13 protein-coding genes are annotated in these 14,871 nt (G+C 68.5%); all 13 read left to right on the top strand.

Annotated elements, in window-relative coordinates; all coding sequences use genetic code 11:
- The first annotated feature begins 255 nt into the window (after positions 1-255).
- Complete coding sequence (locus ASC92_RS15650) at positions 256-1,047, top strand: class II aldolase/adducin family protein (protein WP_056517242.1); 792 nt, start codon at positions 256-258, stop codon at positions 1,045-1,047.
- A 70-nt stretch (positions 1,048-1,117) separates the two neighbouring features.
- The gene (locus tag ASC92_RS15645; protein WP_056517239.1) at positions 1,118-2,686 is read left to right on the top strand and encodes an ABC transporter substrate-binding protein; all 1,569 of its coding nucleotides are present in this window, start codon (positions 1,118-1,120) and stop codon (positions 2,684-2,686) included.
- A gap of 16 nt (positions 2,687-2,702) precedes the next feature.
- Positions 2,703-3,677 carry an ABC transporter permease gene (locus ASC92_RS15640; RefSeq protein ID WP_056517234.1) on the top strand — a complete coding sequence of 325 codons (975 nt, stop codon included), beginning with the start codon at positions 2,703-2,705 and terminating at the stop codon, positions 3,675-3,677.
- A complete protein-coding gene (locus ASC92_RS15635; protein WP_082519604.1) occupies positions 3,674-4,519 on the top strand; it encodes an ABC transporter permease in 846 nt (281 codons plus the stop codon). Before ASC92_RS15640 ends, ASC92_RS15635 begins: the two co-directional genes overlap by 4 nt.
- A gap of 3 nt (positions 4,520-4,522) precedes the next feature.
- Complete coding sequence (locus tag ASC92_RS15630) at positions 4,523-6,175, top strand: ABC transporter ATP-binding protein (RefSeq protein ID WP_056517231.1); 1,653 nt, start codon at positions 4,523-4,525, stop codon at positions 6,173-6,175.
- Entirely contained in the window at positions 6,175-7,113 is a 939-nt protein-coding gene (locus tag ASC92_RS15625; RefSeq protein WP_056517228.1) for a 2-hydroxyacid dehydrogenase, read from the top strand. Before ASC92_RS15630 ends, ASC92_RS15625 begins: the two co-directional genes overlap by 1 nt.
- A gap of 36 nt (positions 7,114-7,149) precedes the next feature.
- Positions 7,150-8,544 (top strand): aspartate aminotransferase family protein, encoded by a 1,395-nt coding sequence (locus tag ASC92_RS15620; protein ID WP_056517225.1) that lies wholly within the window; start codon positions 7,150-7,152, stop codon positions 8,542-8,544.
- On the top strand, positions 8,541-9,458 hold the full coding sequence (locus ASC92_RS15615) for a DMT family transporter (protein WP_056517222.1): 918 nt from the start codon (positions 8,541-8,543) through the stop codon (positions 9,456-9,458). The genes ASC92_RS15620 and ASC92_RS15615 overlap by 4 nt, the downstream gene beginning before the upstream one ends.
- A 13-nt stretch (positions 9,459-9,471) precedes the next feature.
- The gene (locus tag ASC92_RS15610) at positions 9,472-10,206 is read left to right on the top strand and encodes a GntR family transcriptional regulator (protein ID WP_056517219.1); all 735 of its coding nucleotides are present in this window, start codon (positions 9,472-9,474) and stop codon (positions 10,204-10,206) included.
- Positions 10,203-11,231: a histone deacetylase family protein gene (locus ASC92_RS15605; RefSeq protein WP_056517216.1), complete on the top strand. Its 1,029-nt coding sequence runs from the start codon at positions 10,203-10,205 to the stop codon at positions 11,229-11,231. Before ASC92_RS15610 ends, ASC92_RS15605 begins: the two co-directional genes overlap by 4 nt.
- Positions 11,228-12,307 carry a phosphotransferase gene (locus ASC92_RS15600; protein ID WP_056517212.1) on the top strand — a complete coding sequence of 360 codons (1,080 nt, stop codon included), beginning with the start codon at positions 11,228-11,230 and terminating at the stop codon, positions 12,305-12,307. Before ASC92_RS15605 ends, ASC92_RS15600 begins: the two co-directional genes overlap by 4 nt.
- A complete protein-coding gene (locus tag ASC92_RS15595; protein ID WP_056517208.1) occupies positions 12,300-13,574 on the top strand; it encodes an aspartate aminotransferase family protein in 1,275 nt (424 codons plus the stop codon). The genes ASC92_RS15600 and ASC92_RS15595 overlap by 8 nt, the downstream gene beginning before the upstream one ends.
- Before the next feature lie 89 nt (positions 13,575-13,663).
- On the top strand, positions 13,664-14,869 hold the full coding sequence (locus tag ASC92_RS15590; RefSeq protein ID WP_056517205.1) for a M20 aminoacylase family protein: 1,206 nt from the start codon (positions 13,664-13,666) through the stop codon (positions 14,867-14,869).
- Positions 14,870-14,871 lie beyond the last annotated feature (2 nt).

Here is a 14,871-nt window from a genome sequence, read left to right as displayed (position 1 = left end):
GGCGCACCACTGACCCATCCAGCCACGCCGGCCGCGCGCATCTTCGGGTGCGCGCGGCCGGCGTTTTGGCGCTCCGCTTCCCTGGTGGCGCCGCTTTTCCCGCCTCCAAAGACGAGGACCGAGGGCTTACCCCATAACTCGGGCCCGCATATTGCTTAAGACTGTCGTCGGTTGACTGTCGACAGTTTGCAGTCACCCCGATGAACCCAAACAAGGGCTTGGCCTGCCAGCCGGGCCGGTGAAAAGGAACGCGATATGCAACTGCACGCAGTGGACCGCAAGGCCCCGCCGGTCTCCGACGCCGAGCGCCAGGTCCGACAGGACCTGGCCGCGGCCTATCGGCTGGTGGCGCACTACGGCATGGACGACAGCATCTACACGCACATCTCCGCGCGTGTGCCGGGCACCGAAGACCAGTTCCTGATCAACCCCTTCGGGATGCTGTTTCGCGACATCACGGCCTCGTCGCTGGTCAAGATCGACCTTGCGGGCCGCATCCTCGACGACTCGCCGTACGACGTGAACCCAGCCGGCTTCACCATCCACAGCGCGGTGCACGCGGCGCGCCACGACGCGGCCTGCGTGCTGCACACGCACACGGTGGCCGGCGTGGCGGTGTCGTCGCTGGCCGGCGGGCTGCAGCCCTGCAACCAGTGGGCGCTGCAGTTCTATCAGCGCGTGGTCTATCACGACTTCGAGGGCATCGCGCTCGACCCCGAGGAGCGCGAGCGTCTCGTGGCTGACCTCGGCCCGACGGCGCGCGCGCTCATCCTGCGTAACCACGGCCTGGTGACGTTGGGCCGCACGGTGTCGGAGGCCTTCATCCTGATGCTGAACCTGGAGCGCGCCTGCCGCGTGCAGGTGGCCATCGAATCGAGCGGCCAGCCGGTCTACCCTGTGTCGGCCGAGGTCAGCGAGAAGACCGCGCAGCAATACGAAGCTGGCGGCGGCAGCCACCTGCCCGGCCAGGCCGACCCGAACGCGCGCGAATGGCGCGCGTTGCTGCAGCGCATCGAGTCCGCGCCGGCCACCTCGTTTCGCGACTGATCGCCCCGCTTTCCCCTCCCGTTCCCTGACCCTGTCCACCACCTCGAAAGAGCCAGAAGGAGTTCGCCCCATGAAACGTCGCAACCTCATCCAGATGGGTGCCGCCGCCACCGCCGGCCTGACGCTGGCTGGCGTTCCCCTGCACCTTCTGGCCGCGGGCAGGAAGGGCGGCACGATCAACGCCGTCGTCCAGCCCGAACCGCCGGGGCTGATGCTGGGGATCACGCAGAACGGCCCGACGCAGATGATCTCCGGCAACATCTACGAAGGCCTGCTGCGCTACGACGAGAAGATCACGCCGCTGCCTTCGCTGGCCACCGCGTGGACCGTCAACAAGGAAGGCACGCTCTACACCTTCAAGCTCAAGCCCGGTGTCACCTGGCACGACGGCAAGCCCTTCACCTCGGCCGACGTGGTGTTCTCCGCCGACGTATTCCTGCGCAAGACGCATGCACGCCTGCGCGCCAACCTGGCCGCGGTGGAAAGCATCCGCGCGGTCGATCCGCTCACGGTCGAGTTCAAGCTCAAGTACCCCTTCGGGCCCTTCATCGGCATCTTCGAGGTCGGCAGCATGCCGATGATCCCGAAGCACATCTACGAAGGCACCGACTTCGCGACCAACCCCGCCAACGCTACGCCCATCGGCACCGGGCCGTTCAAGTTCAAGGAGTGGGTCAAGGGCTCGTACATCCAGCTCGTGGCCAACGACAAGTACCACGTCAAGGACGTGCCGCTGGTCGACAGCGTCTACTTCCACGTCATTCCCGACGCGGCTTCGCGCGCGGCGGCCTTCGAGTCGGGCAAGGTCGACCTGGTGCCCGGCGGCGCGGTCGAGTACTTCGACGTGCAGCGGCTGTCCAAGCTGTCGGGCGTTGCCGTCACCACCAAGGGCTGGGAGTTCTTCGCGCCGCATTCGTGGCTGTGGCTGAACAACCGCAAGGCGCCGATGGACAACGTCAAGTTCCGCCAGGCCGTGATGTTCGCCATCGACCGCGAGGCCATGGCCAAGATTGCGTGGCAGGGCTTTGCCAAGCCGGCGACGGGACCGTTCAACAGCAACATCAAGTTCCACAGCACCGACGTCGCCAAGTACCCGCGCAACGTCGAGACGGCCAAGAAGCTGCTGGCCGAATCGGGCTACAAGGGCGAAACCCTGCGGCTGCTGCCGCTGCCCTATGGCGAGACCTGGTCGCGCCAGGCCGAGATCCTGAAGCAGAACCTGGCCCAGGCCGGCATCAAGGTCGAGATGACCGCCACCGACGTGGCCGGCTGGAACCAGCGCCTGAACGACTGGGACTACGACCTCGCCTTCACCTATGTCTACCAGTATGGGGACCCGGCGCTGGGCGTGGCGCGCAACTACACCACCGCCAACATCGCCAAGGGCTCGCCGTTCAACAACGTCGAGGGCTACTCGAACCCGAAGATCGACGAGCTGTTCGATGCCGGCGCACGCGAGACCGATCCCGAGAAGCGCAAGGCCACCTACCTGCAGGCGCAGAAGATCCTGCTCGACGAAGTGCCCGTGGCCTGGCTGCTGGAGCTCAACTTCCCGACGCTCTACCGCACCAAGCTCAACAACATCATCAGCTCGGGCATCGGGCTGAACGACAGCCTCGGCACCGCAAGCATCGGCTGACCGCGCGGAGCAGCGAATGAAACGTACGCAGTTCATGTTGACCCGCGTGCTGCAGGGGTTGGTGGCGATCCTGCTGATCGCCACGGTCAACTTCATGCTGGTGCGCGCCGCGCCGGGCGATCCGGTGTCGGTGCTGGCGGGCGAGGCCGGCGCGTCCGACCCGCAGTTCGTCGCGCAGCTGCGCGCGCAGTTCGGGCTCGACCAGCCGCTGTCGACGCAGCTCGCCACCTACGTCGGCAAGGTGGTGCGGCTCGACCTCGGCTACTCGTACCGCCAGCAGCAGCCGGTGCTCAAGCTCATCTTGGACCGGCTGCCTGCCACGCTGCTGCTCACCGGCAGTGCCTTCGCGCTCTCGCTGCTGTTCGGCATCACGCTCGGTGCGCTGTCGGCGCGGCGCGCGGGCACCTGGGTCGACAGCGCCATCACGGTGGTGGCGCTGCTGTTCTATGCCACGCCGCTGTACTGGCTCGCGCTGATGGCGGTGCTGGTGTTCACGGTGCAGCTCGAATGGCTGCCGGGCTTCGGCCTCATGACCGTGGGCTCGGGCCACACCGGCTTCGCGCTGGTGCTGGACGTGGCGAAGCACCTGGTGCTGCCCGCGCTCACGCTCGCGCTTTTCTACATGGCCGTCTATGCGCGCATGACGCGCGCCGCGATGCTCGAGGTGGCGCAGATGGACTTCGTGAAGACCGCGCGCGCCAAGGGCGTGCGGCCCGGCCGCATCCTGCGCGCGCACGTGCTGCGCAATGCGCTGCTGCCGGTGGTCACGCTCGCAGGCATCCAGGCCGGCGGCATGATCGGCGGCGCGGTGCTGACCGAAACCGTCTTCGCCTGGCCCGGCATCGGCCGCCTGATGTTCGACGCGCTGCTGCAGCGCGACTACAGCCTGCTGCTCGGCGCCTTCCTGGTGACGGCCGCGATGGCCGTGCTCTTCAACCTCATCACCGACCTCGTGTACACGCTGGTCGATCCGCGGATCGAGTTGACATGATGCAAAGCGATTTCTGGCGGCGCTTTCGCCGCAACAAGGGCGCCGTGGCGGGCATGGTCGTGCTGCTGATCGTGGCAGCCGTCGCGCTGCTCGGCCCGTGGCTCGCCACCAACGATCCGTGGGCCATGGTCGAGCAGCCCTTCTTGCGGCCGTGGACCGAACCCGGCTTCTTGCTGGGCACCGACACGCTGGGCCGCGACATCCTCTCCGGCCTCGTCTACGGCGCGCGCATCTCCTTGCTGATAGGCGTGGTGTCCACCTTCGTGGCGCTGCTGATCGGCGTCAGCTTCGGCGCGGTGGCCGGCTACTTCGGTGGCTGGATCGATGCGGCGCTGATGCGCTTCACCGAGCTGTTCCAGGCCGTGCCGAGCTTCGCGCTGGCCATCGTGCTGGTGGCGATCTTCGAGCCTTCGATCAAGTCCATCGTCGTGGCCATCGCCATCGTCTCGTGGCCGCCTGTGGCGCGCCTCGTGCGCAGCGAGTTCCTCACGCTGCGCCAGCGCGACTTCGTGCAGGCCGCGCTGCTCGCGGGACAGTCGACGCCGCGCATCATCCTCACGCAGATCCTGCCCAACGCCATGTCGCCCATCATCGTGATGGCCTCGCTGATGGTGGCCACGGCCATCCTGCTCGAAAGCAGCCTGAGCTTTCTCGGCCTTGGCGACCCGAACCAGATGAGCTGGGGCTACATGGTCGGTGCGGCGCGCACCGTGCTGCGCCAGGCCTGGTGGATGGCGCTGTTCCCGGGGCTGGCCATCGTGCTGACCGTGCTCGCGCTCAACCTCGTGGGCGAAGGCCTGAGCGACGGGCTCAACACGCGGCTGCACGGAAAGGGCAAGTGAAGAATGAACGCCACCGTCACGCCAATGAAACCCCTGCATCCCGTGCTCGACATCGTCGACCTGAGCATCTCGCTGCCCTCGGGCGCCGACCGCGCGCTGGCCGTCGAAGGCGCCACGCTCTCGGTAATGCCGGGCCAGACGCTGTGCGTGGTCGGCGAGTCGGGTTCGGGCAAGTCGATGATCGCCAACGCGGTCATGGGCCTGTTGCCGCGCCCGCACGTGGCGCCGGTCGCGGGCCGCATCCTGTTCGACGGCCATGACCTGCTGCAGCTCACCGAGCCGCAGATGCGCGAGCTGCGCGGGCGGCGCATCGGCATGGTGTTCCAGGAGCCGATGACCGCGCTGAACCCGGTGATGCGCATCGGCGAGCAGATCGGCGAAGTGTTCGATGCGCACGGCAACGTGCCTGCTGCAGAGAAGCGTCGCCGCATCCTCGCGGCGCTGGCCGACGTGGGCCTGCCCGACCCCGAGCTGCTGATCGACGCTTATCCCTTCCGCCTCTCGGGCGGCCAGCGCCAGCGCGTGATGATCGCCTGTGCGCTGGTGCTGGAGCCCGTGCTGCTGATCGCCGACGAGCCTACCACCGCGCTCGACGTCACCACCCAGGCGCAGATCCTCGCGCTGGTGCGCGAGCTGCAGCAGCGCCGCGGTACGGCCGTGCTCTTCATCACGCACGACTTCGGCGTGGTCTCCGAAATTGCCGACCACGTGGTGGTCATGCAGACCGGCCACGTGGTCGAGAGCGGCACGGCCGCGCAGGTGCTCGGTGCGCCGCAGCATCCCTACACGCGCAAGCTCATCGCCGCCATTCCAGACGGCCAGGCGCAGACCGTGCCGCACGACGACCTGACGCGCGTGCTGCAGGTGCAGGACCTGTGCAAGACCTACCGTTCGAGCGGCAGCCTGTTCAAGCGCGGCCGCGCGGTGCAGGCGGCGAAGGACATCAGCTTCGAGCTGCACCGCGGCGAGACCCTGGGGCTCGTGGGCGAGTCGGGCTCGGGCAAGTCGAGCGTGGGGCGCTGCCTCGTGGGGCTCGCGCCCTTCGACAGCGGTCGCATTCTCTTCAAGGGCCGCAACCTCGCGCAGGGCAAGAGCTTCCGGCGTGCGGCGGCCGGCAAGATCCAGATGGTGTTCCAGGACCCGTACGCCTCGCTCAACCCGCGCCACCGCGTCGGCGCGGCCATCGCGGGCGGGCCAATTGCACAAGGCGTGGGCAAGGCCGAGGCGATGGCGCGCGCCATGGAGCTGCTGCAGCTTGTGGGCCTGGGCGCCGATGCGGCACAGCGCTATCCGCACGAGTTCTCGGGCGGGCAGCGCCAGCGCATCGGCATCGCCCGCGCACTCGCGATGCAGCCCGAACTGCTGGTGGCCGACGAGCCGGTGTCGGCGCTCGACGTGTCGGTGCAGGCGCAGGTGCTGGAGCTCTTCGCGCAGGTGCGCGCGCAGTTCCAGCTCGCGATGGTCTTCATCACGCACGACCTGCGCGTGGCCGGCCAGATGTGCGACCGCATCGCGGTGATGCAGCGCGGCGAAGTCGTGGAGTACGGCGAGACGCACAAGGTGCTCAATGATCCGCAGCACGCCTACACGCGCAAGCTGATCGACGCGGTGCCGCGTCTGGCGGGGCAGGCCGATGTGTCTGCGAAGGTGGCCTGATGCCTTGCGTTGCGCTGCTGAGCGATGTGCTCGACATGCACTACCTTGCGCCCGCCTTTCGCGCGCACTGCCCCGGCATCGACCTGCGGCTGGGCACCGACCTCGGCCCGCTCGAACAGATCGATGCGGCCGTCTGCTGGTATCCGCCGCACGGCTTGCTGGCGAGCTTGCCGCAGCTGCAGCTGGTGCAGTCGCTGGCCGCGGGTGTCGACCACATCACGGCCGACCCGCAACTGCCGCGCGCGTTGCCGTTGTGCCGCATCGTCGATCCGGAGATGGCCACGGGCATGAAGGCGTATGTGTGCTGGGCGGTGATCCAGCATCAGCGGCAAATGCCTGCGTACCTTGCGAGCGCGGCCATGGGGGCATGGCAGGAGCAGCCGATGAGCCCGCCGGGGCGCCACCGTGTCGGCATTGCGGGGCTCGGCACCCTGGGGTTGGCCTGTGCCGAGGCATTGGCCGCCATCGGCTATGCGGTGCGCGGCTGGAGCCGCAGCGCGAAGACCGACCTGCCGGCCGGTGTCGCGGGCTTCCATGGCGATACGCAGCTCGATGAATTCCTCGCGGGCTGCGACACGCTGGTGTGCCTGCTGCCGCTGACGCCGCAGACGCAGGGCTTCCTGAGCGCAGACCTGTTCGCGCGGCTGCCGCGCGGCGCGCACCTGGTCAACGTCGGACGCGGTGCACACCTTGTCGAGGCCGACTTGCTGCGCGCGCTCGACAACGGCCAGTTGTCCGCCGCCACGCTCGATGCCTTCACGCAGGAGCCGCTGCCGGCCGACCACCCTTTCTGGGGCGACCCGCGCATCCTGGTCACGCCGCACATCGCCACACGCACCGACACGTCGGTGATCGCGCAGCAGACACTGCACAACCTCGCGCTCGTACGGCGCGGCGAGCGGCCGGGCACGGCCGTCGACCTCGACCGGGGCTACTGAGCTGCCCTCGCATTTCAAGACAACGGAGCAGGCCACATGAACGCATCCATCTCCACCGCCGCGTTGCAAGCGGCACATGCAGAGCGCGCCGCCAACGACATCGCGGCCCACCTGCACCCCTTCACCAACCTCGCGGCGCATCCGCAGGTCGATCCGCTCGTGATCGAGCGCGGCGACGGCATCTACGTGGAAGACGACCAGGGCCGCCGCTACCTCGAAGCCATGTCGGGCCTGTGGTGCGTCTCGCTGGGCTTCAGCAACGCGCGCCTCGCGAAAGCCGGCAGCGAGGCGCTGCACACGCTGCCCTGCTATCACACCTTCAACCACCGCTCGAATGCGGCGGCCATCGCGCTGGCCGAGAAGCTGCTGTCGATGGCGCCGGTGCCGATGTCCAAGGTGTTCTTCGCCAACTCGGGCTCGGAGGCCAACGACACGGCCGTCAAGCTGGTCTGGTACTACCACAACGCCATCGGCAAGCCCGGCAAGAAGAAGATCATCGCGCGCCGCAATGCGTACCACGGCGTCACCGTGGCGGCGGCCAGCTTGAGCGGGCTGGTGCCCAACCACCGCGACTTCGACCTGCCGATCGACCGCGTGCTGCACGTCGACTGCCCGCATCACTACCGCTACGCCGAGCCCGGCGAAAGCGAAGAGGCCTTCGCCACGCGGCTGGCCGACGCGCTCGAGCAGCGCATCCTGGCCGAAGGGCCCGACACCGTGGGTGCCTTCATCGCGGAACCGGTGATGGGCGCCGGCGGCGTGCTGGTGCCACCGGCCACCTATTTCGAAAAGGTCCAGGCGGTGCTGCGCAAGTACGAGGTGCTGCTGATCGCCGACGAGGTGATCTGCGGCTTCTGCCGCACCGGCGAGATGTTCGGCTCCACCACCTTCGGCCTGCGGCCCGACATCCTTACCGCAGCCAAGGCCCTGTCGTCGGGCTATGTGCCGATCTCGGCCGTCATGGTGTCCGAGCAGGTGCATGCGGCCGTGGCCGCCAACAGCGGAAAGATCGGCACCTTCGGCCACGGCTTCACCTACTCGGGCCATCCGGTGACTGCAGCGGTCGCGCTCGAGACGCTGCGCATCTACGAGGACGAGCAGGTGCTCGCGCACGTGCAGGCGGTGGCGCCGCAGTTCCAGGCCGGCCTGCGCCGCTACGCCGGCCATCCGCATGTGGGCGAGGTGCGCGGCGTGGGGCTGATCGGCGCGCTCGAACTTGCGGCCGATCCGGCGAAGCGCATGCCCTTCGATGCGGCGATGAAGGCCGGCGCACGGCTGGCCGAACTCGCGCTGCAGGAGGGCCTGATCGTGCGCGCCATGGGCGATGCCGTCGCCTTCTGCCCGCCGCTCATCATCACGCCCGCGCAGATCGACGAGATGTTCGAACGCTTCGATCGCGCGATGGGCCGCTTCGAGGCTTCGCTGGCGTGAACACCGCCGCGAGCGCCGCAGTGCTGCTGCGCCCGCCGGGCTCCAGGAGCACCGGCGTTGCGTTGTTCTTCTGCGCGCTGGTGGCCTTCGCGAGCTACGACGCCTTCTGCAAGCACATGCTGCAGTTCTACCCGGCGCCTTTCGTCAACCTGATGCGCTACCTGTCGGTGATCTGCATTGCCTTCGCGATGCTGCTGCGCCACGGCGACTTGCGCATCTGGCGCGCGCCGCAGAAGAAGCTGTTGCTGTTGCGCGGCGTGATGCTCGCGACTGTCGCCACCTGCTTCATGACGGCCCTGATCTGGATGCCGCTGGCCGAGGCCACCGCCATCTACTTCACCGCGCCGCTGCTCATGGTGGCGCTGTCGCCCTGGCTGGTCGGCGAACAGGTGCAACGCAGCCGCTGGGTGGCGGTGAGCGTGGGCTTCGCAGGCATGCTGCTGATCGTGCGGCCCGGCGGCAACCTGCCCTGGGTGGGCACGGTGCTGATGGCGGTGTCGGCCGTCTGCTATGCGATCTTCCAATTGCTCACGCGCCGCCTCGCGGGGCTGGTCGCGAGCCCGGTGCAGTACGCGTACACGGCGCTGGTGTGCCTGGTCGTCACCGCCCTGCCCGCGCCCTTCTTTCTGCCGGCCGAGCGGCCCGCTGCCGGCGCGGTGCTGTTGCTGCTCGCGGGCGGTGCCTGCAGCGGGCTGGCGCAGTGGCTGCTGCTGGCCGCCTTCGAGCGCGTCGAGGCCGCGACGCTGGCACCGCTCAACTATTTCCAGCTGCTGCTCGCGGTGGTCTTCAGCACTTTCTGGTTCCACAGGCCGCCCGATGGGCTGGCGATGGCGGGCATTGCGCTGATCGTGGCCGCGGGGGTCTACCTGGCGCGACGGCCGATCAAGAATAAGGCCCCGCTACCCCTCACATGACGAGACAAACACCATGGCTTTTTCTTCTTCCACCGCCGACAGCACCGGCTTCGAGTCCGTCGAGGCGCCCGACCTGGTCGGGCTGGTCGAAGCGCAGCTGACGCGCGCCATCGTCGAAGGGCGCCTCGCGCCCGGCAGCCGCATCGTCGAGGCCGAGATCGCGCGCCGCATGGGCGTGAGCCGCGCCCCCGTTCGCGAGGCCGCGCGCCGGCTCGAACGCCAGGGCGTGCTGGTGGCGCGCCCGCGCCATGGTTTCGCGGTGCGCACCATCAGCGTCCAGGAAATCGACGACCTGTTCGAAGTGCGCCTGAGCCTGGAGATGACCTCGGTCGAGCTGGCCTGCCGCAAGGCCGACGACGCAGGGCTGCGGCGCCTGCGCACGCTGGTGGACGACATGGTGCGCGAGGCGCCCACGCAGCCGCAGCACGTGCGCATCGCGACCGACCTGGCCTTTCACACGCTGATCAGCGAGCTCTCGGGCAACGCGCACCTGCACCGCATCTTCTCGAACACCCAGACCGAGATGCAGATGATCATCGCGCTGATCGACGCGGTCTACCACGACCCCGAGACCATGGCCAACACGCACTACCCCATCGTCGATGCGCTGATGAGCCGCGACGTCGAGGCGTCACGCCTGGCCATGCGCGAGCATCTCGACGACGCCTGGCAGCAGGTGCGCGCGCTGTTTGTGAAGCAGCACGGCGACGTCTCCCTCACCACTTCCACGCAAGGACCCGCGAGATGAAGATCATCTACAGCGACGCCCACAAGGACCACGACCCGCAGCTCTTCATGGTGCGCGGCCGCCTGAAGCGCAGCAACGAGCAGCCCGAGCGGGCCTTCCGCCTGCTGTCGGCGGTCGAGCACGATGGTCATGAGGTCGTCGCGGGCGAAGACTTCGGCGCAGGCCCGCGCGCCGCGATCCACACGCCGGAGTACCTGCGATTCCTGGAGACAGCCTACGCGCGCTGGCGGCTGCTGGACGACCCGTCCGACGAGGTCATGCCCAATATCCATCCCTTTCCAGGCGAGCCCTGCACGTATCCGGAGAGCGTGGTCGGGCAGGCTGGCTTCCACATGGGCGACAACGCGTGTTCCATCGGCCCGCACACCTGGGCCGCGGCCGTGGGCTCGGCCCACGTGGCCACCCATGCAGCGCAACTCGTGCTGCAGGGCGAGCGCGCGGCCTATGCGCTGTGCCGTCCGCCGGGCCACCACGCTTATGCCGACCGGGCCAACGGCTTCTGCTACCTGAACAACACGGCCATCGCGGCGCAGCACTTGCGCGCGGCGCACGACCGCGTGGCGATCCTCGACATCGACGTGCACCACGGCAACGGCACGCAGGGCATCTTCTACCGCCGCGCCGACGTGCTGACGATCTCGCTGCACGGCGACCCGCGCAACTTCACGCCCTTCTTCACCGGCTATGCACACGAGCGCGGCGAGGGCGCAGGCCTGGGCTACAACATCAACAAGCCGCTTGCACTGGGCGCCGACATCGACGGCTACCTGCCCGCGCTGCGCGATGCCTGCGAGAGCATCCGCGCCTTCGCGCCCGGCGCGCTGGTGGTGGCGCTGGGCCTCGATACGCACGAGCGCGATCCCTACAAGGGCATGAAGATCACGACGCCCGGCTTTGCGCAACTGCTGGCCGAGATCGCGCGCCTCGGCTTGCCCACGGTGCTGGTGCAGGAAGGCGGCTACCTGTCGGACGACCTGGGCCCGAATCTCGCCAGCGCGTTGCGCGGCTTCGCGAGCGCCGCATGACGGCAACGGTCGGGTTCGACGACGCGGAAGTCCTGAGCGAAGGCTCGCCCGAGCTCGACCCCGACTGGGTGCGCGCGTTCGCGCTGCGCCACTACGGCATCGAAGGCGAGATGCGGCCGCTGACCGGCGAGCGCGACCGCAATTACCGCCTTGAATCGGCGCGCAGCGGCGAGCGCTTCATGCTGAAGATCTCGCACCCGTCGGAAACGCCGCTGGTGGCGGATTTCCAGACGCAGGCGCTGCTGCACATTGCAAGAGCCGATCCGGGGCTGCCCGTGCAGCGCATCGTGCCCACATGCGACGGTCAGCCTTCGTTGCTCTGCGATCCGGGCGACGGCCTGCCGCGTGTGGCACGGCTCTTCAGCTACCTGCCGGGCGTGCCCCTGCCCGAAGCGCCGCGCAGTTCCGTGCAGCAACTGAACCTCGCGCGCACGCTGGCCCGGCTCGACCTCGCGCTGCGCGGCTTCGACCATCCAGCCGGTGCGCTCGCCCTGCCCTGGGACATCCAGCGCGCCGACAGTGTGCGCGGCCTGCTCGCGCACATCGCCGACCCGGCGCGGCGCGCGCTGGCCGAACGCTCGCTCGACCGCTTCGAGCGTGATGCAAAGCCGGTGCTGGCGGGCCTGCGCACGCAGCCCATCCACAACGACTTCAACATCTACAACGTGCTGGTCGACCCCGGTGACACCGACCGCATTGCCGGCATCCTCGACTTCGGCGACATGGTGCGTGCACCGCTGATCGACGACCTCGCGGTGGCTGCGGCCTACCAGCTCGATCCGGCGGGCGATGCGCTGGCCGGCATCGTGCCGTTCATCGCCGCGTACCACGCCGTGCTGCCGTTGACGCGCGAGGAAGTCGACGTGCTGTTCACGCTCATCACCGCGCGGCTCGTGATGGTGGTCGCGATCAGCGGCTGGCGCGCCGCGCGCCATCCCGACAACGCGGCCTACCTGCTGCGCAACAACCCGCTGTCGTGGGCCCGCCTGCAAGCCTGCGACCGCATCGGCAACGATGTCGCCAGTGCCGCGTTCCGGCGCGCCTGTGGCATGAACGAGAGTCACGAACATGCCTGAAGAAGAATCGCTCCTGGAACGCCGTGCACGCCTGCTCGGCCCGGCCTATCGCCTGTTCTACGAAGCACCGCTGCATCCGGTGCGTGGCGATGGCGTGTGGCTCGACGATGCCGACGGCAAACGCTACCTCGATGCGTACAACAACGTCGCGTCGGTGGGGCATTGCCATCCGCATGTGGTGGCCGAAATTGCACGGCAAGCCGGTGTGCTCAACACGCACACGCGCTACCTTCACGAAGGCGTGCTCGACTACGCCGAGCGCCTGCTGGCCACCATGCCGCCCGCGCTCGGCCATGCGATGTTCACCTGCACCGGCAGCGAGGCTAACGACCTCGCGATGCGCATCGCCAAGGCCCACACCAGGGCCGAAGGGCTGATTGTCACGCGCTTCGCGTACCACGGCGTGACGGAGTCGATCGCGCAGGCCTCGCCCTCGCTCGGTCGCTTCGTGCAGCTCGGCAAGACGGTGCGCACCGTGCCGCCGCCCGACAGCTACCGCGTGCCGCCCGAAGACCAAGGCAGGGCCTTCGCTGCCGGCGTGCGCGCCGCCATCGCCGATCTGCACGCCCATGGCATTCGGCCGGCCGCGCTGATGGTCGACACCGTGTTCTCGAGCGACGGCATCTTCACCGACCCGGCGGGCTTCCTGAACGAAGCGGTCGCCGCGATCCGCGAGGCCGGCGGGATCTTCATCGCCGACGAAGTGCAGCCGGGGCTGGGCCGCACCGGCGATGCCTTCTGGGGCTTCATGCGCCACGAAGGCCTGGTGCCCGACATCGTGACCATGGGCAAGCCGCTGGGCAACGGCCATCCGCTGGCCGGGCTGGCCATACGGCCCGAGGTGCTGGCCGCGTTCGGCCGCGAGTGCCGCTACTTCAACACCTTCGGCGGCAACCCGGTGTCGATGGCCGCAGGCATGGCCGTGCTCGACGTGATCGAGCGCGAAGGGTTGATGGCCAATGCGCAGCGCGTGGGCCGCCATCTGCGCGCCGGGCTGGCTGGGCTGGCTGAGCGCCATGCGCTGATCGGCGACGTGCGCGGCGCGGGGCTGTTCGTGGGCGTGGAACTCGTGACGGACCGCCGCACGCGCACTCCCGCGACCGCGGATACCGTGCGCGTCGTCAATGGCCTGCGCGAGCGACAGGTGCTGCTGAGCGCCACCGGAGAACACGCCAACACGCTGAAGATCCGTCCGCCGCTGGTGTTCTCCGAAGCCAATGCCGACCTGCTGGTCTCGACGCTGGACGAGGTGCTGGCAGGGCTCTGACCAGTCGGCTTGCCTTCTTGCCATTGGCGAGCGAGGCGGCCTTGGGCCAGAATCGTTCGCTTCGAACGAACTGTCCACGCTGCCGCCCCATGAACATCGCCGACTCCTTTCTCGCCAATGCCGCGCGTTTCGTCGAGATCCGACGCGACATCCACGCCCATCCCGAACTCGGTTTCGAGGAACACCGCACCTCGGAGAAGGTCGCGAACCTGCTGACCGGGTGGGGCATCGAGGTGCACCGCGGCATTGCCGGCACCGGCCTCGTCGGCGTGCTGCGCAAGGGCACGGGCAGTCGCACCATCGGCCTGCGCGCGGACATGGACGCGCTGCCGCTGCACGAGGCCAACGAGTTCGCCCACAAGTCGACGAACCCCGGCCGCATGCACGCCTGCGGCCACGACGGCCACACCACCATGCTGCTGGCCGCCGCGTGGCACCTGTCGCAGCAGGGGCCCGACGACTTCGACGGCACGGTGCATTTCATCTTCCAGCCCGCCGAGGAGATGGGCAAGGCTGGCGCGAAGAAGATGATCGACGAGGGCCTGTTCGCGCGCTTTCCTTGCGACGCGGTTTTCGGGCTGCACAACTTCCCCGTCGGCGACGTGGGCCGCTTTGCGCTCAACGAAGGCGCGCTGATGGCGTCGAGCAACACGTACAAGATCACGCTGCGTGGGCGCGGCACGCATGCCTCGATGCCGCACACGGGCATCGACCCGGTGGCGGCGGTGGTCACGCTCGCGCAGCAGCTGCAGACCATCGTGGCGCGCACCATCCCGAGCACCGAGCGTGCGCTGCTGGCGGTCACGCAGCTGCAAGGCTCCGATGCGCCCAACGTGATTCCCGACGTGGCCACGGTGGGCGGCACCATCCGCACCTTCTCCATCGAGGCCATCGACAAGCTCGAGGCCCGCCTGCGCGAAGTGGCCGCGGGCGTTGCGGCGGCGCACGGTTGCACGGCCGAGGTGTATTTCAACCGCTCGTCGCCACCGACCGTGAACCATCCGGCCGAAGCGCGCTTTGCCGCCGGCGTGATGCGCGAGGTGGTGGGCGACGACATGGTCACCGACAACTTCCCCGCCGTGATGGGCGCAGAAGACTTCGCGCACATGCTGCTCGCACGCCCCGGCTGCTACGCCTTCCTGGGCAACGGCGACGGCGACCACCGGCTCGACGGCCACGGGCCCGGCCCTTGCATCATCCACAACACCTCGTTCGACTTCAACGACGAGATCATTCCGATCGGCGCCAGCTACTTCGTGAAGCTGGTGCAGCGCTGGCTGCCGCCGGGCGCTTGAAG

The sequence above is a fragment of the Variovorax sp. Root411 genome, from assembly GCF_001425205.1.
In the GTDB taxonomy this organism is placed as follows: Bacteria; Pseudomonadota; Gammaproteobacteria; order Burkholderiales; family Burkholderiaceae_C; genus Variovorax.
This window is presented reverse-complemented; position numbering and strand designations above follow the sequence as displayed.